Source organism: Achromobacter spanius (assembly GCF_003994415.1).
In the GTDB taxonomy this organism is placed as follows: domain Bacteria; phylum Pseudomonadota; class Gammaproteobacteria; order Burkholderiales; family Burkholderiaceae_B; genus Achromobacter; species Achromobacter spanius_C.
In genome coordinates this window covers 2956016-2975784 of sequence record NZ_CP034689.1, presented here as the reverse complement: position 1 = coordinate 2975784, position 19769 = coordinate 2956016, and the positions used below count along the sequence as shown (strand labels likewise).

Genomic DNA, 19769 nt, shown 5'->3' with positions numbered 1-19769 from the left:
CAGATCTGCGGGTTCAGCTATAGCCAAGCTCGTTCAGCTACCTAGAATTTAGAGCTCCTGATAATTCAAAAATGAATTCAAAAAGAATTCAAAGATTCGGAGACAAGCAATGACCCAATCCCTTCCCACACGACGGGCCATCCTGCTGGGCGGCATGCTGATGGGCCTGGGCGTCAACGCCTTTGCCGCCCAAGGCAATTGGCCCGACCGCCCCATCCGGCTGGTGGTTGCCGGTTCACCGGGCGCGGGCGGCGATATCTTTGCCCGCCTGATCGCCGCGCCCTTGTCCAAGGCGCTGAAGCAGCCCATCGTCGTGGAATCGAAGCCCGGCGCGAACGGCTTGATCGCATGCGACGCGGTGGCCAGGGCAGCGCCCGACGGCTATACCTTGGTGCTTGCGCCCTCTTCCGCCATCCTGCTGAATCCGGTTGTGCTTCCCTCGCTACCCTACGACCCGGAAAAAGACCTGCTGCCCGTCGCCCAGGTCGGCGCGGCGGGGATTCTGCTGGTCGCCAACCCCAGCATGGGCTTCAAGAATCTGGCGGACATGGTCGCCTACGCCAAGGCCAACCCCGGCAAGCTTGCCTACGGATCCTGGGGCACCGGTTCGTCCGGCAACCTGGCCATGGAGGGCATCAAGTCCCATTACGGCCTGGACATGCCGCATATTCCCTACAAGCAATTGGTCACGGAAAGCACCGACCTGATGGCCAACACGATCAGCGTGGGATTCATGGACATCGCCTCACCCGTTCCCTTCATGCGTAGCGGCAAGTTGGTGGCCCTGGGTCAGACGGGTTCGCGGCGCTGGCCTGCCACGATGGACGTGCCGACCCTGGCCGAGCAAGGCTACAAATTCGAAGCCGACGGCTGGTATGGCGTATTTGCCCCGGCGGGCACGCCGCCCGAGATCATCGACCGGCTTAACGCCGAGATCTACCGCGCGCAGCACACGCCCGAGGTCCGAGCAAGCATCGAAGGCCAGAACATGATCGTGCCCCCGACAATTTCCGCGCAGGAATTCGCGGCATCGATCAAGCGCGACGCCGTCATCTGGCAAGGCCTGGCCAAAGTGGCCGACCTGAAAAACAAGTAGGCCAAACGCATGGACACGTCTTTCAATCCCGCCTTCGCGGTCGACGCCTTGCAAGGCCGCGTGGCGGTGGTCACGGGCGCCACGGGCGGAATCGGCCTGGCCATCTGCAAACACCTGCGTTCCCTGGGCGCGGCCGTGGCGCAGGTGGATATCAACGCCTCCGATACCGCCCCGCAACCCGATGGCTTGCTGAACGTGCGTTGCGATATTTCCGACCCGGACTCGGTAGCGACGATGGCCAGCCGGCTTGGCGAGCGCTTCGGCCGTTGCGACATTCTTGTCAACAACGCAGCCATCAGCGCCGCGCCGGTGGGGCTGGAGGACTTCCCGATCGACTTATGGGACCGCATCTTCCGCGTCAATCTGCGCGGCGCGTTGCTGTGCGCGCAGGCGCTGTTTCCCCTGATGCGGCCGCAGCAGGCGGGCAGCATCATCAATGTGGCGTCGATCTCTGCCCAGACACCAACGCGAGTCGGCGCCTACGGCACCACCAAGTCCGCCTTGCAAGCCTTGACCCGCCAGATGGCCGTGGAATGGGGCCCGCTGGGGATCCGCGCAAATTCCATCAGCCCGGGCATGATCCGCACGCCCCTGTCCGAGGCGCACTACCGCGACGACGCCGTGCTGCAAAAGCGCATCGCCCACATCCCGGCGCGGCGCATCGGGCTTGCACAGGATATCGCGGGAGCCGTCGCGTTTCTTGCCAGCGATGCGTCGCTGTATGTGAATGGGCAGGACATCGTGGTGGACGGCGGGTTTGTCAAAGCGTCGCTTGCGAACCTGTATGCAAGCTAAGACATGGAGGCTGAGCCATCAGTGCCACCAAGGCGCCAACCCACTTCCCGAAAGGGACCGACGGAATGACGCGTCAAAGAACGACTTCTGGCCAGCCGCGGCTTCCGCTGCCACATGGGTTACGCGCGGCGTATGCCGTATTTCTTGCTTCGACTTTGCCGCGCTGCACCCATCCTACGGTCGGCATTTGTAGGATGGGTGCAGCGCGCGATGCGGGGCAGAAGATTATCGGTGCTGTGTCGCGCGTAACCCATCTGGCGCCGTCCGCGTCAGGGCCCCGGCTGCTGATGGGTTACGCGCGGCTTATGCCGTATTTCTTGCTTCGACTTTGCCGCGCTGCACCCATCCTACGGTCGGCATTTGTAGGATGGGTGCAGCGCGCGATGCGGGGCAGAAGATTATCGGTGCTGTGTCGCGCGTAACCCATCTGGCGGCGTTCGCGTCAGAGCCCCGGCTGCTGATGGGTTCCGCGCGGCTTATGCCGTATTTCTTGCTTCGACTTTTCCGCGCTGCACCCATCCTACGATTGGCATTTGTAGGATGGGTGCAGCGCGCGACGCGGGGCAGAAGATTATCGGTGCTGTATCGCGCGTAACCCATCTGGCGGCGTCCGCGTCGCCGGTGAAGCCTGGGCGAGCGGACGCTTCCAGCAAGTTACAGCGGATCCGGCGCGCCCCTCAGCCTGATCTCGGCGACCGTGCTGTCACCGCGCTGATCCAGCGAAAAAGCGTATCTTCCGGCGTAGCGCAACTCAAGGCGGCGGCAAAGATTGCCTAGCCCACCGCCGCTTCCGACCAGATCAACCGGGGCTTGCAAGCGGCCGGGGTTTTCTACCTGGATGATCAGTTCGTCGCCCTGGAGCCGGGTATGAATGTGGATCACAAAGCGCTCGCACGCAGACCGCATGCCGTGCTTGATGGCGTTTTCGGCAAGGCCTTGCAAGGTCATCAACGGCAGGTTGATGTGTAGCGTGGCCGGGTCGATCTGGCATTGGCAGTCAAGCTGCGTGTCGAAGCGCAGGGCTTGTATGCGCACGTAGGCTTGAGCCGCCTCGATCTCTTCTTCCAGCCTGGACAGGCCGCGTCCACGACGGTCCAGCGAATAGCGCAGGTAGTCCGCCAGACGGCGCGTCATCTCTTCCGCAATGGCGGGGCGCTCGGCAATCTCGGCCACGATCGTGTTGAGCGCATTGAAAAGAAAGTGGGGCTCTATCTGCAAGCGCAGATGCTCAAGCTCCAATTGCAAGGACCGGGTCTCGGCCTTCATCTTGGACATGCGTTCGGTGCGGGCGGCAAGTTCGGCCGACACGCCGAAATACACCAGCGTCCAAATCGAAAAGATGCCCATGTAATAGAGCAAACCCAACCGGTAGGCATGGCTGGGAAACAGGTGCACGACCCCTGGCGGCAACAGCCGATGGATGGCGTAGGCAATTGACGCCAGCAGCGCCCCCGCGGCCAGGCACAGCAGCACGGCGCAGGCAAGCACCACGACCGGCAAATCGGCCTTGCCCGCGCGACGTCCATGCAACACGGCGGCCGTGCTGGTCATCGCAAACGCCAGCGAGTCCATCACAAGCGTCAGCCACAATGCCGCCGCCGCATTGTCGAACAGCGACATCCGGATAAAAAAACCGACCATCGCAAGAAAAATCCATCCCAGGATCTGGGCGCGCCAGAAGCCCGGCGACGATTCCCCTTGACCAAGGCCCTGGCTGAGTGATGTCGACATCATGGACGCGCTCTTCTCGTAACAGCCATATTCAAGCAACGCGACGGGTTCACGGAACAACGCATATGGCCTTATATTTACCGGCGGTTCGAAACCGAAGCGATATCGGAATCGACGATATCGCCGAACCGAAGAATATACCCGTCACACTCTGCCGCCTGAGAGGAAAATGCTACGTGTGCTGATCGTCGACGATGAAGCCCCGGCACGGCGCTACCTGCGCCGGCTGCTCGAAGCCATGCCCAATATCGACGTCGCCGGCGAGGCCTCCACCATTGAGCAAGCCCACGACCTGATCCAGGCCCATGCGCCAGACGCCCTGTTTCTGGATATCGAACTGACCTCCGGCAACGGGTTCGATCTTCTGAGCAGCCTGGAATCCGCGCCCGCCGTGGTCTTCGTCACCGCGCACAACGACTACGCCACCCGCGCGTTCGACGTCGCGGCGGTCGATTACCTGCTCAAGCCAGTCAGCCCCGACAGGCTTGCGCGGGCGCTGACGCGGCTACGGCCCCGCGCCACCGGCTACGTGCCGATGAAAACGAAGGTCGGCACCAAACTCATCAAGGTCGAACGGCTGACGCTTGTGCAGGCGCAAGGCGACTACGTCCGCCTGTGCAGCGCCGCCAATGACAACGAGCTGATGCACATCACGCTCAAACGCCTGGCCGCGCATCTGCCCTACCCGCCTTTCTGCGCCTTGTCCCGGTCGATCATCATCAATCTTGAGCACATCGCGCAGTTGTCGCCCCTTTCCGGCGCGCAAACGGAAGTGAGCTTCAGCAATGGCGTAGCACCCATCGTGCTGGGCCGCGTCGCGTCGCTGCGGCTGCGGCGCGCGGTGGCGCGGAGCTAACCATGGCGCGCCGCGACTTGCTTCCGCCATTGAATCCCGCCCGGGCGTTCGAAGCCACGGGGCGCCTGCTGAGCATTTCCAAGGCAGCCGATGAACTGTGCGTGACACCCGCGGCGGTAAGCAGGCAGGTCCGGGCGCTGGAAAACTATCTGGGCACGCCGCTGTTTTTACGCATACGCGGCGGCCTGACGCTGACACCGGCAGGCGCACGCTACCTGTCGGATTTGATCCCTTTGTTTGCAACGCTGCGTGAGGCCACCCTGGCGGTGGCCGGCAACAGCCAGGGCCGGGATACGCTGCGCATCCGCTCACCCGCCACCTTTGCCGTGCGCTGGCTCATCCCGCGACTGGCAAGTTTTCATCAGAAGCATAAAGACATCGACGTTCAAGTCATGACGTCGTTCGCGCCGCTGGATTTTCAGCGCGAAGACATTGACGCCGGCATACAGCTGGGCGATGGCCGCTGGCCGGGAATGCGCACGCTGCAGCTTGTGCGCAACGAGCTGATTCCCGTGGCGGCCCCCACGCTGGGGCTGACGCACAAGAAGCAACTGGCGACACAAACCTTGCTGCATTCGATGGCGCGACCCGACGACTGGATGCTATGGCTGCGCGCGGCCGGTTTGCGCAACGTCAACCCCGCGCAAGGCATGAAGTACGAAACCTCGTTGCTTGCCTACCAGGCAGCCATCGAAGGCCATGGCGTCGCCATTGGCCAAAAGGCGCTGATCGAAAAAGAACTGGCGGACGGAAGCTTGGTGGCGCCGCTGGATCGCATACTCGACCACGAGGATTTCACGTATTACTTCGCCTGGCCGACGGGCAAGCCGCAATCCCGAGCGTTGCGTGTGTTCCGCGATTGGCTGTCCACCCTTGTCGCCGTTTGATCCCCGAGCGCCTACATTGACCCTTTTACAAAAAGTCAAAGCATCCGGTCGATAAAGTCGTTTGCCGGGTCTGGAGCCGCTGCCTATTCTGCCTGCATGACAAGAGAACACGGTCACCCATCAGACCGTGTCGTGCAGGAGACAGGAGATGTTCAAACGTAGCTTGCGAGACCTGCGGGTCGTGGATTTCTCGCACGTACTCGCGGGACCCGTCTGCACCATGATGCTTGCGGACATGGGCGCGGACGTCATCAAGATCGAACCCCCCGGCGGGGAACTCGGCCGGCAGATCGGCCCGCCCTGGATCGCGGGCGAAAGCGCCGTGTACTTGAGCGTGAATCGCAACAAGCGCGGCATCGCGTTGGATCTGAAATCCGACAGCGGTCGCGAAGTCGCGCGCCGCTTGGTCAGCCGCGCGGACGTGGTGGTTGAAAACTACCGTCCGGGCGTCATGCAGGCGTTTGGCCTGGACTACGACACGCTGGCCAACAGCAACCGCGGATTGGTGTATTGCTCCATTTCCGCGTACGGACAAACCGGCCCGCTGCGTGGCCGGCCCGGCGTGGACGGCATCATCCAGGCCGCCAGCGGCTTGATGAGCACCTTGGGGGTCGCGGACGGCGAGCCGGTAAAAGTCGCGACGCCGGTCGCCGACATGACCACGGCCTATATGGCCACGATCGCGATTCTGGCCGCATACCACGCAGCCCAACGCAGCGGCCAAGGCGAATACCTGGACATCAGCCTGTACAACGCAACGTTGATGCTGCAGCAGATCGGCTACGCGTCGTACTTTGCCTCGGACACCGCACCCGCCAAGGCGGGCAGCGCCGCCCCCTACGCCGCGCCCAACGAGGCCTACCAGACCCTTGATGGCTGGATCATGGTGGCCGCCTACCACCCCAAGCGCTGGCAAGCCTTGTGCGCCGTATTGGGCGCCGGCGAACTGGAACATGATCCGCGTTTTTCCAGTAATGAATCCCGCGTCGCGCACCGCGACGCGCTGCGCCAGGCGTTGACGCCCTTGTTTCGGCAGCGCGCCACCGACGCCTGGGTGAATCGGCTTTCCCAGTTGGACATTCTTTGTGCGCCGGTGGCGGACTACGACGATGTCGTCCGCTCACAAGAGTACGCCGCAAGCGGCATCGACAGCTGGGTTGACCATCCCGTTGCCGGAAAAGTGCGCATGCCGGGCTTCGCGCCGGGGCCCGCTCACGCGACCAGCTCGCATGACCCCAACACGGCCGCGCCAACGCTGGGCCAGCACAGCCGCCAGATTCTGAACGAATGCGGCTATGACCCAGCAGAGATAGAAGCCATGTTCGGTAGCGGCGTCCTGGGAACACCCGAGCCATTTTCTACCTGAAAGCCAAGGAAACACCGATGACATCCAATACATCCATCGCCGAAGCCGGCGCATCGGCCACTGCCGAGATATTGATCCAGCAAGACATCGCCGACGGCGTCCTTACATTGAGCCTCAACGACCCGAACACAGGCAATGCCATGTCGGTACGCATGGCCGAGGCGCTTGCCGAGGCCCTGGAGCAGGCCAACTCGCTATCAAACGTGCATTGCGTATTGCTGCGCGCCACAGGCAAGCACTTCTGCACGGGCGGCAATGTAAAAGACATGGAGCGAGGCTCCGACTTGATGCAGGGCTCGGCCACCGAGGTCCGCGCCAGGCTGAAATCCACGCTGCATCGAATCACCCACGCCTTGCAAGCATTGCAGATGCCGTCAATTGCGGCGGTCAATGGGGCGGCGGTCGGCGCCGGCTGCGACCTGGCGCTTATGTGCGACCTGCGCGTGGCCAGCGAACGCGCGACGTTTGCCGAAAGCTTCCTGAGGCTGGGCCTGGTGTCTGGCATAGGCGGCGCCTGGTTCTTGACCCGCATCGTGGGGACGGCAAAGGCCCTGGAGTTGACGCTGACCAGCGAATTCATCGACGCACCGACCGCGTTGCAACTGGGCATGGTGTCCCGCGTGGTGGCGCCGGAAGCCTTGGACGAGACCAGCGCCGCCTTGGCCCGGCGCATTGCGTCGAACCCGCCCCAAGCCTTGCGCATGGCCAAGCGCCTGGTATTGGATGCCGCCGAATCTACCTTGCCGATGGCGCTGGAGAACGCTGCCGCCCTGCAGGCGATTTTGCTTTGCGGCGATGAGCACAAGGCGGTTGTCCGTGAGTTTCTAGCGCAGCGCGACCGCCGCGATCTTGCTAGTCAGCCCGCTTGAGCGCGTTGAGCGCGCACCCAGGAAGCTGGCATACGAAGCGTGCAGGCCAATGACGCCCGCACCAACTAACTACAGGAGACAAACATCATGAATCCCATCATCACTTCTATCGTCCGCCTGGCGGCCTCGGTGCTGGCCGTGCTTGGCTTTGCCTGGACCGCATCGGCACAGGCGGGCGGCTACCCGGAAAAGCCCGTGACATTTGTCGTGCCATTCGGCGCGGGCAGTGCAACCGACCTGCTGGCACGCGCATTGTCAGCGTCGCTGACACAGCAGACGGGGCAAGCCGTCGTTGTGGAAAACCGGCCAGGCGCAAGCGGCATGATCGCCGCGCATCACGTTGCCCGAGCCGCTCCCGACGGCTACACGGTGTTGATCACCACCAACACCACGCAGGCCGCCAACCCCCATCTTTTCAAAACGCTCCCGTATGACCCAGCCGCGGATTTCACCCCACTGACAGGATTGGGACGCGGCGGCCTGGTTCTGGTGGTGAAGGCCGACTCGCCTTATCGCACTGTCGATGACCTGATTCGCGCGGCCAAGCAAGCCCCCGGCAAACTGAGCTTCGGCAGCGGCAATTCGTCCAGCCGCATCGCGGGCGAAATGCTCAAGCAACTGACCGGCACGGATATCGTCTGGGTCGGCTACAACAGCAATCCCAATGCGCTGAACGATCTGCTGGGTGGGCACATCGACATGATGGTGATCGACACCGTAACGGGTTTGTCGCAGATCGAAGCAGGCAAACTGCGCCCGCTTGGCGCATCAACCCAGGAACGCCTGCCCCAACTGCCGGATGTACCTACCCTGGACGAGGCCGGCATCAAAGGCTATGACATGGGCTATTGGTTCGCCGCCTACGTACCCGTCGGCACACCCGCGCCGACGGATGCGAAGCTAAGGCAGTTATTGATCGAAGCCGTAGCCAGCGAGGGCGCGCAAGCGTTCTTTCGGAACTCAGCAACCCAGGCATGGACAACGACCTCCGCCGAGCTAAACGCGTTTCAGGCTGCCGAGCTTCAGAAATGGGGCCGAGTCATCAAGGCGGCAGGCATCAAGCCGGAATAGCTGCGTATGGGGCATGCACCGAATCGGCGTGCGCGCCGGGCCATCTTTGAATGGCCCCCTCAGCCGCTTCCAGGCCATCCAGCACATCATTGAGCCGGATCAGAACTTGTAGCGCAACTGCGCGAACACGTTGCGCGGTGCGCCGTAGAAGACCGAGTTGTAGTTGCCCATGCCCGAGTAATAGTGCTTGTCCAGCACGTTGTTCACGTTCACCGTCAGGCGCAAGTCCTTGCTGAAGTCATATCCCGCCATCAGACCAAAAACGGCGTAACTGTCCTGGGTGAAGCGGTGGTTGCGCGCGTCCACTTCCTGCGTGAAGTAGGTATTGCCTTGCCAGTGCACGTTTCCGCCCACGGTCAGGCGGTGCCAGTCACCCCGCAGGCGATAGGCCGTCGCCAGCTTGAAGAGATGCTCGGGTTGTGTGGTGCTGACGCGCTGGCCGTCGCGGTCGCGCGAACGGCTGTAGGTGTAGCCCGCGTTCACTTGCCAGCCCGGCAACACTTCGCCGGAGACTTCCAGTTCGAGGCCGCGCGTGGTTACGCCCGGCACCGCGATATAAGCCGCGCCGCCGGTGGGCGTCGAGGCGCCACTGGGGTCGGGCTCGGCAACGTTGTCCTGCTTGAGCTGGAACAGCGCGACGCTGGCATTCAAGCGCCCGTCCAGATACTCGCCCTTGGCGCCAAGCTCGATGCTCTTGCCCGTCAGCGGGTCAAGCTGGCGGTTGTTCGCATCGAAGTTGTAGGCCTGGGGCTTGAACACGTCGGTGTAGCTGGCGTACACCGTGTGGTTCGCATCCAGATCGTAGGTAACCCCCGTGTAGGGTATGAGTTTTCTACTCACGTTCGTCGAGTAGCCAACGTAACGGCCGTTCGCATACCGGATGTCCTGGCTCCAGGAATAGTTCGTCAGGCGGCCGCCGAGGATGAACGCAAAGCGGTCTGTCGGATGCAGCACGGTCGCGGCATACAGGATCTTCTGATTGACCTGCATGTCTTGCGTCAGCCACCAGGCGTACGAGCCGGGCTCCGTGGCGTTGTTGTTCCAGTTGAACGCATCATCGATCCACAGGTCGGTGTCACCGTCCTCGCGGCGGGATTGCGCGTGCGTGCGCGCCGCGTTGTAGCCGACCACCAAGTCGTGCTGACGGCCAAACAGCGTGTAGGGGCCAGACGCCTGGAAGTCGATACTGTTTTCTCGCGAGTCCGTGTCAAAACGCGCGGCGCCGCCGGGATAGAACCCGTGGCTTACGCTGTGGTCAACCACGTCCACCGTCGCGCTGCCCATGCCCGAGATCAGCTCGCGCGATTTGTAGTCCCGGTGCGCGGCGGCCAGCTTGAAGTTCCAACCGTTGTCCAGCCTGTGGCTGATGTCCGCGAACAGGCGCGTGGTGTCCTGGTTGCGCCATGCCCATTTGTCGGCCGGGTTGGTCGAACGCGAGAACGTCACTTGCGAGCCGTCCGAAAACAGCGAAGGCAGGTGGGTGTTGGTGGTGCCGTCATTCCGGTTCTGTTGGTAGTCCACGCCGAACGACGCGGTGGTGCGGGGCGACAGGTCGGCTTCGAGGATGCCGTAGCCGATGGACTCCGTGCCTTTGGCATGGTCCATGAAGCTGCCGTGGGTCTCGGCGGCGCCCACGACGCGGCCTCGCAGCTTGCCGCTTTCGCTCAAGGGGCCACCCAGATCGACTTCGCTGCGGTAGCGGTCCCAGGAACCGGCTCCCGCCGACAGGCTGCCCTGGAATTCCTGGGTGGGACGCTTGCGGATGAAGTTGACCACGCCCGAGGGATAGCCTGCCCCGTTGACCAGGCCCGTGGCGCCCTTCAGCACTTCAATGCGGTCATAAATGACCGAGTTCGTGATGCTGTAGTTATCGCGGACGTTGCCGCCGTCGCTGGACAGGCTGGGAAGGCCGTCGAACTGGAAATTCGACAGTTGAAAGCCGCGCGAGTAAAAGCTGTAACCCTCGGAGTTGTCCTGGCTGACCGTAATACCCGGCGTCTGCTCGAGCGCCTGCGCCACGTTGACGATGCCCTGGTCGTCCATTTGCTGGCGTGTGATGACGCTGACTGACTGCGGCGTTTCTCGCATCGTCAGCCTCATTCGGGTAGCCGAGGTGGACTCGGGGATTGTGTAGGAACCGGTGCCTTCGCTGGGCGGGATGATGGCGCTGGCACTGACCAGGACGGGTTCAAGCGACGTCACCACGCCCACGGCGGGCAGCGGGCGCACGGTCAGCACGCCAGCGCTTGTCACGACAAGCTCCAGGCCGGTTCCCGCCAGCGCCTGCCGGGCCGCCCCCTCGGCGCTCAGCACGCCGCGCACCGGCGCGGCTTGCCGGCCAGCCACCAGCTCCGCGCCCGCGGAGATGGTCTGGCCGCTTTGCAACGAGATCCGGCTCAGGGTGTCGGTCAACGGGCCGGCGGACAGGTCATAGGCAACGGCAGCCCGCTGCCCGACGCCCACGGGAGCATTCTGGGCATATGCGCAGGGTGCCATCAGGCAGGCGTTCAGCGCGCCAGCGACGAGCGTCGCGGCGGTAGTCAGGGGAAATTTCATAGTTGCGGGAGGTTTTTCGGATAGGGAATTCGGTTGCGTCATTAGTCATGACGGCTACCGGCCTCCAATCCCCTCATTGCCCTGTCATGCCGCATCCAGAAGCGTCAGCCACGGCCCAAAGCGCTGCATCCGGATCGGCAGCGTTTGGCTCAGCGCCAAGAGTGTCCGGTCCGGGTCGTCCAGCGGAAAAACACCGAACACCCGCAACGCGGCAGCCCGTTGCGAGACCCGTATCAGGCCGGGCTGATACGCCCGCACCTGAGCCACGACCTCGTCCAGCCGCGCGTCGCGCACACTCAGAATGCCGTTGCGCCAGGCATCCTGCGCGCCATCCTCGCGTGCCCAAGCGCGATCCTGATCGAAGGCCGCCGTTGCGGACTGCGGCAAGGCCATGGGATCGCCGCGCGCCGGGCGCACAAGCAACGAATGCTCAATCGCGCTGGCGACGGCGTAGTCGTCGAACTGGCTGACCGCCAGCCGGGTCGAGTGGGCCGATACTTCGCCGTGGTGCGTACGCACCACGAAGGGCCGGTCGCCGGCGCGCGCCTCGGCGTACAGGCCGCCTTGGCGCAGCACGACGGTGCGCTGCGCGTCGTTGTAATGCACGTCGACAGCCGAGCGCGCGTTCAACGTCAGCACAGAGCCGTCGGCCAGCGCGTAGGTCTGACGCTTGCCGGTCCGTGTGGCGTAACTGGCGGACAGGCCGGCCAGCGGAATGTAGCGGTCGGTGACTAGCGCGCCGGTGGCGATGCCGCCCACCAGCATCGCAAGCTTCAGCACCCGGCGCCGATCCAGACCGCTGGTTTGCAGCAAGGTGGCGCGGGCGGCACGCGCCGGGCCGGGCGCATCGCCCGCTGCCGCGCGTAGCCGGGAAAGGGGCTGGCGCATCAGGCCGTCTACTTCAGCCCACGCACGCGCGTGGTCCGGATGGCTGGCGAGCCAGTGCTCGAAGCGCTGGCGATCGTGGTCGCAGGCGTGCCCCGACGTCAGCAAGACGATCCAGTCGACCGCGCGCTCTGTCAGCGCGTCGCCTGCGGGTGGCGTATTCATCGGGAATCCGCCACCCGCCGCGCGGCAAGACAATGCAGGAATGCCCGTTTCACATGCCGCTCGACCGTGGCCAGCGACACACCCATCGTTTGCGCGATGGCGGGATGGGTCATGCCGTCAAGGCGGTTCAGCAGGAACGCATGTTTCACCGGCACGGGCAGGCCGTCGAGCAAGGCATCGATTTCCATGACGGCTTGCTTGAGCATGAGCAGCGTTTCGGGCGACACGGCCACCGGTTCCTGCTCGTGCGCCAGCGCTTCCAGGTAGCGCGCTTCAACATCACGCGCCCGCCACAAGTCGATGGTCAGCCGGCGCGCCAACGTCAGCAGGTAGGCACGAGGTTCGGCGATGGGGGTGGAGGTGGCCGACGTCAGTACGCGGCAGAAGGTGTCCTGCGTCAGATCGGCGGCGTCGGCGCGATTGTTCACGCGCCGGATCAGCCAGCCCAGCAACCAATCATGGTGTTCCGCGTAAAGCCGGTGGACGTTCTGGTTCGCGGGTGAATCCATGGAGGGTGGGCGACAGGCATGTTAATAGGAATAACACTCATTTATAACGTGGATCGCCCTCCAAGACAATCGCCACCAGCCGCCCGCAAGCCCTACTCCGCCTTGATCCCCCCGCGCTGAATCACGCCCGTCCACTTCGCCACATCGTCCTTTATCCGCTGCGCGAATTCTGCCGGGGTGCTGCCCACCGGCTGAAAACCCAAGCCCGCCAGCTTGTCGCGCAGCGCGCCGTTGCGCACGGAATCGGCCAGCGTTTTCGACAGCCGCTCGATGATCGGTTCCGGCACGCCCGCGGGCGCCACCAGGCCGAACAAGGGCGAGATGTCCACGCCCGGCAGACCCGCCTCGGCAAACGTCGGCACGTCCGGCAACTGGCTGACGCGCTTGGGACTCGTGACCGCCAAGGCCCGCAGGCGCCCCGCCTTGATGTGTTCCAGCAGTGTGGGAACCGTGGCGAAGGCGAATTGCACCTGGCCACCCAGCAGGTCGGTGATGACGGTGCCACCGCCGCGATACGGCACGTGCAGCACGTCCACGCCCGCCTGCTGGCGCAGTTGCTCGCCCGCCAGATGCGGACCGCTGCCCACCCCCGCCGACCCGAACGACAGCGTGCCCGGCTGCGCCTTGGCCAGCGCAACAAAAGCGGCAACGTCGGTGGCCTTGACGGACGGATGCACCACCATCACGAACGGCGCGGTCGCCATCAGCGAGATCGGCGCAAAGTCCTTGATCGCGTCGTAGGGCTGGCGATCGCCCAACAGCGCGGGGTTGATCGTGAACGTGGAGTCGACCATGCCGATGGTGTAGCCGTCCGGCGCCGACACCGCCAACGCGCGCGTGCCGATCGTGGTCCCGCCGCCGCCCCGGTTCTCAACCACGAAGGGCTGGCCCAGCGCTTCGGCGTACACCTGGCCCGCCATGCGGCCCAGCGTGTCGGTCGCCGCGCCCGGCGGATAGGGAATGTACAAGCGCACCGCCTTGTCCGGATACTGCGCGGCGCGTGCCGCGAAGCTCCAGGGCAACGCGGCCGCGCCCACTGCCATGGCCGTGCCGTTGATCAAGAACACTCTGCGCGATGAATGCATGTTGTTGTCTCCAGGTTTATGTTTTGATGCGGCCTCTTTGGGCTCGCGTTGTCGTCGTGTCAGGCGCTGAACCGGCCTTCGGCAAGTTCCGCTTCCGGGTCCGCACCCAGCCCGGGCCCGTCCGGCACCTGCACCCAACCGTCTGCGATGGGCACGCTGCGCCCATAAGGCACGTGGGCCAGTTCCACGTATAGGCGTTCCAGCGATACCTCGGCCTGCTGCGCCGCGATCAGGTGCAGGCTGGCCAGATAGCCCGGTCCAAAAAATGCCACCTGCGGCGCGCAGATGACGTTCGTTTCCGCGCACTTCTGCGCGATGTGCCACGCGCCGGTCAAGCCCAGTTTGATGACGCTGGGCTGCACGTACTGCGCGGCTTCGTTGTCCACCACCCGTTCCAGGTCGGTGACGCTGCTGGCGTTCTCGCCCACGGCCAGCGGCACGCCGCAGGCTCGCTTCAAGCGGGCCAGCGCGCGATCGTCCTCCGGCGGCCACAGCGGCTCTTCGATCCAGAACGGGTCATGCGGGCGCATGGCGGCGATGGCGGCTTCGGCTTCGCCAGGCAACCAGGCGCAGTTGGTGTCCACCATGATGGGCACGCCCGCCCCCGTGCTGCGGCGCACGGCGGCCAGCGCATCGGCGGTGCGCTCGTGCAGCTTGATCTCGGTATAGCCTTCGTTCATGGCGCGCGTCGTCACCGCGTCCAGGCGCTCGGCATTGCCGTAGTACTGAAGCAGCGACGCATAGACGCGCACGCGCTCGCGGCGCTTGCCGCCCAGTAACTGATGCAAGGGCACCCCCGCCCGCTTGGCGCGCAGGTCCCACAGCGCGATGTCCAGGCCGGCCAGCGCATGTACCACGGGCCCAGACCGCCCCAGGTTGTGCAGCGTGCGCTGCATGCCCGGCAGCAAGGTGTCGTCATCCGCGTCGCGTCCGCAAGCCAGCGGCGCGATCAGGGTTTCAAAAATTGCGACCAAGGCGCGCGGCTCCACGCAATACGACTCGCCCCAGGCCACCGTGCCGTCTTCCGTCTGCACACGCACCAGCGCGCTGTCCAGCTTGTTGCGCGGCCGGCCGGCGAACAGCGGCGACGGGCTCCAGTGATGAAACGGCAGGCGCAGGGGGATGCAAGTGACGGAAACGATAGTGTTGGCGGGCATGGCGATAGCTGAAGAAGCAGAATGCGATCCGGCTATTCTGGCGGCGCCTTATTCATATGGTCAAATAGCTGAATTGACTATTTTCATATGAAATTCATATGCTCAACCGGCGAGAACTCCTGCTGCTGCGCGCCATGTATCGGCACGACACCGTCACCGCCGCCGCGGCGTCGGTCAACATGACCCAGCCCGCCGCCAGCGCGCTGTTGCGTGACATGGAAACCCGCTTGGGCTTCGCATTGTTCAGCCGCGAGAACCGCCGGCTGCACCTCACCAGCCAGGGCCGTGCGCTGATACCCGAGGTGCTCAACGCACTGGCCGGCATCGAAGCCGTCGACCGGCTCGCCGTCGATATCCGGCAAGGCGCGCTGGCGCGGTTGGACGTGGGCGCGGTGGCGATAGCGGCGTCGAGCCTGCTGCCCCCGGCTCTGGCCAGCATGCGACAGGCGCATCCGTCGGTAGCGGTAACCGTTCGCGCCGGCACCGCGCTGGAGATCATCGAAATGGCGGTCGACCACCGCATCGACCTGGGCATCATCATCGGCGCACCGTCCGACATCGACCGCGTCAGCAGCCAGCGTCTGGCGCCGTTGGGTCTGCATGCGGTCATGGCGCAAGATCATCCCTGGGCGCGAGAGTCGGCGCTGACGCTGGAAGAAGTCGCCAACGCCGGCCCGATCGTGCTGGCCCCCGCCCTGCCCGCCGGCCGCGCAACCCGCCAGGCGTTGGAAGCGCGAGGGCTGCCGTATCGGCCAATCATCGAAGTGGCGCAATCATCGGCGGCCTGCGCGCTGGCGGCGCAAGGCTTGGGCGTGGCCATCGTTGAAAGTCTCGGCGCGCAGTATGCGGAGCGCCAGGGATTGGTGGCGCGGCATTTGCTGTCACTGGAGGACCCAGTGCTTGCGGTGGTGTGGTCGAAAGACCGCGCCATGAGTGGGCCGGCGCAATTGCTTCAGGCAGGGTTGGCGGAACAGGCGCGGCTTACGACGCAAGCGGGCGGCACGTTTGGCCCACAGCCTGGGATTGCTGGCTTGCGATAGACTTCGCGCTTCTTTCTTTTGATGACTAGCTTTGCTCGGAACCAAGCGCTGAACCCGCCGGTTCGGTTTCTATATAGGAAGGCATTCAATGAGCAGTATTTTTCCTGGCGATCTCTGGGCCGTGGGTGAAACCCGCGTCAACGGTTTGTCGGTCATCGTTCGTTTTCGTACCGGGCTGCCGGCGGCGCCTGATCGTCAGATCAATGAGAACCTGATCATCATCTCCTGGCCGTATACGGGCATCGAGTCCGGCATGCCCAATGACGAAGACAAGCAAAACACCAATCGCTTTGAAGAAGCCATCGAGAACGGCTTCGAGAATTCCAATGTCGGTGTGCAGGTGGCTTGCCTGACCGGCAATCATCTGAAGGAGTGGCGTTACTACACCCCGAACGTTGAGGCCTTTCTGGACGCCTTCAACGAATGCCTGGCAGGGCACCCGGTCTATCCCATAAATCTGCGCATGTTCAAAGACCCCGATTGGAATGGGCTGTCGGAATTGCAGCCCGAAGGCTCGGAACAGATTCATTGACGATAAGCAGCATTTACCGTGATAACCCACTCTGACCAAGACCGCCTGCGCGGATGCCTGTTGGGGCTATTGGTGGGCGACGCCCTAGGCGTTCCCTATGAATTCCACGGCCCGGAATCAATCCCTCCGCATTCCGATATCGAGATGACGCCGCCCACTGGCTTCGATCGAGCCCATGCCGGCGTGCCACCGGGCACATGGAGTGATGACGGCGCCCAGGCGCTGGCTCTGTTGGATGCGCTATTGCGCGATCGGGATCTCGATCTTCACGCACTCGCCATCAATCTGCTTGACTGGGCCCGGGATGGAAGATTCACCCCCGACGGCAAGGTCTTTGATATTGGATTGCAAACGCAGCGGGCATTCCAGGCATTGACTTCAGGCGCCGCGCCTGCCGCCGCCGGCCCTGCGGATGAGCGAGACAACGGCAATGGATCACTGATGCGATGCTTGCCAGTGCTAATGGTGGCGCCTTCGCGCGATAGTGCAATTGCCCTGTCCTTCAAGCAAAGCGTGATTACGCACGGGCACATACGCGCGCAATTGTGCTGCGCGCTATGTTGCCTCACGGGGATGGGCATCCTGGAAGGCCAGTCAGCACCTGATGCCGTCCGCGCGGCGGAAGATGAATTGCTGGGACGCTATGCCGGCTTGGTGGAAGAAGCCGAGTTGAAGATCGTACTGGACGGCCGTTTCTATCCTCCACAAGGGTCGGGCTATGTGGTCGACAGCTTCTGGTCGGCCATTCATTGCCTGCTGTCGACCCGCAGCTACGAAGACTGCGTAAAGCGCGCGATTGCACTGGGGAACGACACGGATACGACGGCAGCTATCGCCGGCGGTTTGGCGGGCTTGCTCTACGGTGAAGCCGCAATCCCCGACCGCTGGCTCGCGGCACTGCGCGGGAAAAAGCTCGTTGAGTCCCTGTGGGCGAAGATCTGAACAGCCTTCAATTCGCTTGCCGGCTCAAGAAATACTCCTGACATCCAAGTGCATCTATGCTCGCCATCCCCACGATTGGAGAAAGGCAAAGTGCGAGCATCACTGGCGGCAATAGGCGTAGCTATCGCGTTGGGCGGATGCGCCGGCAAAGGCGCGAATCCGGACTTGGTTAGTGCGCCTCCGCTGAGTTGCGCAGAGCTGCGTAGCTTTGAGGTTCCCAAGCCTAGCGGCGAGGATGAAACGGTGGCGATTCTCGCCGCCGGATATTCCGATCGCACGTTTGTACCTATCAGGCCGTTGGCTGAGGCGAACGGTAAGCGTTTCAGCCGCAATTCCGAATTGCAGGATTTCGCCACGCGCTTAGTTTGGCTAACGTGGTGCAGACCAGGACTTCCTGAGAAGGATAGGGCTTTCATTTCCCATGTAGTCATTCCTTTCGTCTTCTCGAGATCTCGCAGCCCTTCGCAGGATTTTCCGGAGGCGCAGTCGCATTGACGTGGTCGACGCGGACGAAGGGTGCAGCGGATTTTCCTATCTGAACTCCACCGATTCGATCCGATTGCGCCCCCGTTGCTTGGCGTAATACAGCGCACGGTCGCTGCGGCTAAGCGCCAGTTCGGCGTCGTCGTCGTTGGTATGCAATGTGGAAATGCCGATGCTGACCGTCAGCGGTATGTGCCGCTCGCCCAACAGGTACGGCCTGTCAGCCATCTGGCGCTGCACGTTCCGGGCGAACAGGTGCGCGCTTTCGATGTCGGTATCGGGCAGCACGACGGCGAACTCCTCGCCGCCGATGCGCCCCACCAGGTCGGTATCGCGCAACTGCGCGCGCAGCATGTGCGCAAAATGCTGAAGCACGCCATCGCCGATGGCGTGCCCCCAGGTGTCGTTGATGTGCTTGAAGTGGTCCAGGTCGCACATCAGCACCGCCGAACCCAGGCCGCCCCGCCCCTTGATCCGCGTGAGCTCGGCCGCGATGTGCGACATGAAGTGGCGGCGGTTGGGCAGGGTCGTCAGCGCGTCCGTGGCGGCAAGCTCGCGCAATTCGAATTCAGCGCGCTTGCGGTCGGTGATGTCCGTGACGAACCCGTGCCACACCACGCCATTGTCGGCGTCGAGGCGCGGGCTGGCGGCCCCCTGCCGCCACCGCAGGCCCTGCACCGGCAGGCAGACGCGGAACTCCAGGTGCCACGGCGTCAGCGCGGCCGCCGCCGCATGCAGCGATGCGCGATAGGCGGCCAGGTCCTCGGGATGAATGCGTTGTTCGATCGCGGTGGTGCTGGCGAGCACGTCATGGGCGGTAAGCTCGAACATGTCCCGGATGCCCGCGCTGACATACGAAAACCACGAGCCACCCTCGGGCACCGCCCGACACTGGAAGACCAGGCCGGGCACGGCGTCGGTCAGGTTGACGACCAGGTCCGCCGTGCGCTTGAGCCGCTCGGACATGGCGCGCACCGCGCTGATGTCGGTGGTTGTGCCCATCATCCGCAGCGCCCTGCCCGCTGGGTCCCGGCTGATAACCTTGCCACGGCTGCAGATCCACTTGTAGCTGCCGTCCTTGCAACGGATGCGGTGTTCGACTTCATAGCTGTCGGTCTTGCCGTCGAAATGGTCCTGCATGGCGGCGCGCACGTAGTCCAGGTCGTCCGGATGCAGGCGGTTGTAGGCGTCTTCGATACGCGTCGTGAGTTCTGATTCGGAATAGCCAAGCAAGGCCTTCCAGCCGGGCGAATAGGTGATCTCGCCTGTCACCACGTCGCGGTCCCAAACACCCGTGCCACTACCCGCGATGGCCAGCGACAGCTTTCGGGCTTCTTCGCGCCAGGTGTCTTCGTCGGCGCGCTCGCTCAACCGCATATGGCGCTGTTCAATGGCCGCGGCCGCCAGGCCGGCCAGGTCCGTCAGGGCCTGGCTGTCTTCCTCGGTGACATCGCGCGCCTGCCCATGCAGCAGCCGCAAGCTGCCCAGCAGGCGCTCGTCGGCGGCACGCACCGGGCATTCGATGGACCAGGGCAGCGAGCTCGCGGGCGGTGTGCCATCCGCCACCTGCCATTCGCCATCGACGTCGGTGCCTGCCAGGATTGCCATGTCCACATCAAACAGGCGCCGGGCAAGACGCACGAGCCGGTCCAGAGAACCGTCGGGTTTGCATTGCGCGCCGCCCGAGCCATCGCCAGGGGGTTGGATTAGGTACGGATCACCGATAACGGTCATTTCAGAACCT

General features: G+C 63.8%; 17 protein-coding genes. 10 read left to right on the top strand and 7 right to left on the bottom strand.

Translation table 11 applies throughout. The annotated features are described in order from the left end of the window. The first annotated feature begins 109 nt into the window (after positions 1–109). Both ELS24_RS13755 and ELS24_RS13750 read left to right on the top strand, forming a co-directional pair. A complete protein-coding gene (locus tag ELS24_RS13755) occupies positions 110–1096 on the top strand; it encodes a Bug family tripartite tricarboxylate transporter substrate binding protein (protein ID WP_127184434.1) in 987 nt (328 codons plus the stop codon). Between the two features lie 9 nt (positions 1097–1105). Then, positions 1106–1891: an SDR family NAD(P)-dependent oxidoreductase gene (locus ELS24_RS13750; RefSeq protein WP_127184433.1), complete on the top strand. Its 786-nt coding sequence runs from the start codon at positions 1106–1108 to the stop codon at positions 1889–1891. A 654-nt stretch (positions 1892–2545) separates the two neighbouring features. On the opposite strand, the gene ELS24_RS13745 is transcribed toward ELS24_RS13750, so the two are convergent. Next, the gene (locus tag ELS24_RS13745; RefSeq protein ID WP_127184432.1) at positions 2546–3625 is read right to left on the bottom strand and encodes a sensor histidine kinase; all 1080 of its coding nucleotides are present in this window, start codon (positions 3623–3625) and stop codon (positions 2546–2548) included. A 166-nt stretch (positions 3626–3791) separates the two neighbouring features. Here ELS24_RS13745 and ELS24_RS13740 point away from each other — a divergent pair, with 166 nt between their 5' ends. From ELS24_RS13740 to ELS24_RS13720, 5 genes are all read left to right on the top strand, one after another. After that, positions 3792–4478 carry a LytR/AlgR family response regulator transcription factor gene (locus tag ELS24_RS13740; RefSeq protein WP_127184431.1) on the top strand — a complete coding sequence of 229 codons (687 nt, stop codon included), beginning with the start codon at positions 3792–3794 and terminating at the stop codon, positions 4476–4478. A gap of 2 nt (positions 4479–4480) precedes the next feature. Next, positions 4481–5365 (top strand): LysR substrate-binding domain-containing protein, encoded by an 885-nt coding sequence (locus ELS24_RS13735; RefSeq protein ID WP_127184430.1) that lies wholly within the window; start codon positions 4481–4483, stop codon positions 5363–5365. A gap of 148 nt (positions 5366–5513) precedes the next feature. Then, positions 5514–6731: a CaiB/BaiF CoA transferase family protein gene (locus tag ELS24_RS13730; RefSeq protein ID WP_127184429.1), complete on the top strand. Its 1218-nt coding sequence runs from the start codon at positions 5514–5516 to the stop codon at positions 6729–6731. A 17-nt stretch (positions 6732–6748) separates the two neighbouring features. Beyond that, on the top strand, positions 6749–7600 hold the full coding sequence (locus ELS24_RS13725) for an enoyl-CoA hydratase-related protein (protein WP_127184428.1): 852 nt from the start codon (positions 6749–6751) through the stop codon (positions 7598–7600). An 87-nt stretch (positions 7601–7687) separates the two neighbouring features. Next, positions 7688–8671, top strand: coding sequence for a Bug family tripartite tricarboxylate transporter substrate binding protein (locus tag ELS24_RS13720; RefSeq protein WP_127184427.1), 984 nt, complete (start codon positions 7688–7690; stop codon positions 8669–8671). A 99-nt stretch (positions 8672–8770) separates the two neighbouring features. Here the strand turns inward: ELS24_RS13720 and ELS24_RS13715 are convergent, their stop codons facing one another. The 5 genes from ELS24_RS13715 to ELS24_RS13695 all read right to left on the bottom strand — a co-directional run bounded on the left by ELS24_RS13715 (position 8771) and on the right by ELS24_RS13695 (position 15028). After that, the gene (locus tag ELS24_RS13715; protein ID WP_127184426.1) at positions 8771–11227 is read right to left on the bottom strand and encodes a TonB-dependent siderophore receptor; all 2457 of its coding nucleotides are present in this window, start codon (positions 11225–11227) and stop codon (positions 8771–8773) included. Between the two features lie 84 nt (positions 11228–11311). Next, positions 11312–12277 (bottom strand): FecR domain-containing protein, encoded by a 966-nt coding sequence (locus tag ELS24_RS13710; protein WP_127184425.1) that lies wholly within the window; start codon positions 12275–12277, stop codon positions 11312–11314. Then, positions 12274–12786 (bottom strand): sigma-70 family RNA polymerase sigma factor, encoded by a 513-nt coding sequence (locus ELS24_RS13705; RefSeq protein WP_127184424.1) that lies wholly within the window; start codon positions 12784–12786, stop codon positions 12274–12276. The genes ELS24_RS13710 and ELS24_RS13705 overlap by 4 nt, the downstream gene beginning before the upstream one ends. A 92-nt stretch (positions 12787–12878) precedes the next feature. Beyond that, positions 12879–13871, bottom strand: a complete 993-nt coding sequence (locus tag ELS24_RS13700; RefSeq protein ID WP_050449462.1) for a Bug family tripartite tricarboxylate transporter substrate binding protein — start codon at positions 13869–13871, stop codon at positions 12879–12881. Between the two features lie 59 nt (positions 13872–13930). Further along, on the bottom strand, positions 13931–15028 hold the full coding sequence (locus ELS24_RS13695) for a mandelate racemase/muconate lactonizing enzyme family protein (protein ID WP_127184423.1): 1098 nt from the start codon (positions 15026–15028) through the stop codon (positions 13931–13933). Between the two features lie 98 nt (positions 15029–15126). On the opposite strand from ELS24_RS13695, the gene ELS24_RS13690 reads away from it, so the two are divergent. The 3 genes from ELS24_RS13690 to ELS24_RS13680 all read left to right on the top strand — a co-directional run bounded on the left by ELS24_RS13690 (position 15127) and on the right by ELS24_RS13680 (position 17542). After that, positions 15127–16068 (top strand): LysR family transcriptional regulator, encoded by a 942-nt coding sequence (locus tag ELS24_RS13690; protein WP_127184422.1) that lies wholly within the window; start codon positions 15127–15129, stop codon positions 16066–16068. An 88-nt stretch (positions 16069–16156) separates the two neighbouring features. Continuing rightward, positions 16157–16600 carry a DUF695 domain-containing protein gene (locus ELS24_RS13685; protein WP_127184421.1) on the top strand — a complete coding sequence of 148 codons (444 nt, stop codon included), beginning with the start codon at positions 16157–16159 and terminating at the stop codon, positions 16598–16600. Positions 16601–16618: 18 nt separating this feature from the next. Beyond that, positions 16619–17542, top strand: a complete 924-nt coding sequence (locus ELS24_RS13680) for an ADP-ribosylglycohydrolase family protein (protein ID WP_127184420.1) — start codon at positions 16619–16621, stop codon at positions 17540–17542. 531 nt (positions 17543–18073) lie between these two features. Here ELS24_RS13680 and ELS24_RS13675 read toward each other — a convergent pair. Next, entirely contained in the window at positions 18074–19759 is a 1686-nt protein-coding gene (locus tag ELS24_RS13675) for a sensor domain-containing diguanylate cyclase (protein WP_127184419.1), read from the bottom strand. Positions 19760–19769: the final 10 nt, after the last annotated feature.

What these genes read in the sequence shown, in the direction of transcription:
- ELS24_RS13690 (WP_127184422.1), top strand. Translation starts at nt 15,127, where the DNA reads ATGCTCAACCGGCGAGAACTCCTGCTGCTGCGCGCCATGTATCGGCAC.
- ELS24_RS13745 (WP_127184432.1), bottom strand. Translation starts at nt 3,625, where the DNA reads ATGATGTCGACATCACTCAGCCAGGGCCTTGGTCAAGGGGAATCGTCG.
- ELS24_RS13740 (WP_127184431.1), top strand. Translation starts at nt 3,792, where the DNA reads ATGCTACGTGTGCTGATCGTCGACGATGAAGCCCCGGCACGGCGCTAC.
- ELS24_RS13750 (WP_127184433.1), top strand. Translation starts at nt 1,106, where the DNA reads ATGGACACGTCTTTCAATCCCGCCTTCGCGGTCGACGCCTTGCAAGGC.
- ELS24_RS13710 (WP_127184425.1), bottom strand. Translation starts at nt 12,277, where the DNA reads ATGAATACGCCACCCGCAGGCGACGCGCTGACAGAGCGCGCGGTCGAC.
- ELS24_RS13715 (WP_127184426.1), bottom strand. Translation starts at nt 11,227, where the DNA reads ATGAAATTTCCCCTGACTACCGCCGCGACGCTCGTCGCTGGCGCGCTG.
- ELS24_RS13725 (WP_127184428.1), top strand. Translation starts at nt 6,749, where the DNA reads ATGACATCCAATACATCCATCGCCGAAGCCGGCGCATCGGCCACTGCC.
- ELS24_RS13700 (WP_050449462.1), bottom strand. Translation starts at nt 13,871, where the DNA reads ATGCATTCATCGCGCAGAGTGTTCTTGATCAACGGCACGGCCATGGCA.
- ELS24_RS13720 (WP_127184427.1), top strand. Translation starts at nt 7,688, where the DNA reads ATGAATCCCATCATCACTTCTATCGTCCGCCTGGCGGCCTCGGTGCTG.
- ELS24_RS13735 (WP_127184430.1), top strand. Translation starts at nt 4,481, where the DNA reads ATGGCGCGCCGCGACTTGCTTCCGCCATTGAATCCCGCCCGGGCGTTC.
- ELS24_RS13755 (WP_127184434.1), top strand. Translation starts at nt 110, where the DNA reads ATGACCCAATCCCTTCCCACACGACGGGCCATCCTGCTGGGCGGCATG.
- ELS24_RS13705 (WP_127184424.1), bottom strand. Translation starts at nt 12,786, where the DNA reads ATGGATTCACCCGCGAACCAGAACGTCCACCGGCTTTACGCGGAACAC.
- ELS24_RS13695 (WP_127184423.1), bottom strand. Translation starts at nt 15,028, where the DNA reads ATGCCCGCCAACACTATCGTTTCCGTCACTTGCATCCCCCTGCGCCTG.
- ELS24_RS13675 (WP_127184419.1), bottom strand. Translation starts at nt 19,759, where the DNA reads ATGACCGTTATCGGTGATCCGTACCTAATCCAACCCCCTGGCGATGGC.
- ELS24_RS13685 (WP_127184421.1), top strand. Translation starts at nt 16,157, where the DNA reads ATGAGCAGTATTTTTCCTGGCGATCTCTGGGCCGTGGGTGAAACCCGC.
- ELS24_RS13730 (WP_127184429.1), top strand. Translation starts at nt 5,514, where the DNA reads ATGTTCAAACGTAGCTTGCGAGACCTGCGGGTCGTGGATTTCTCGCAC.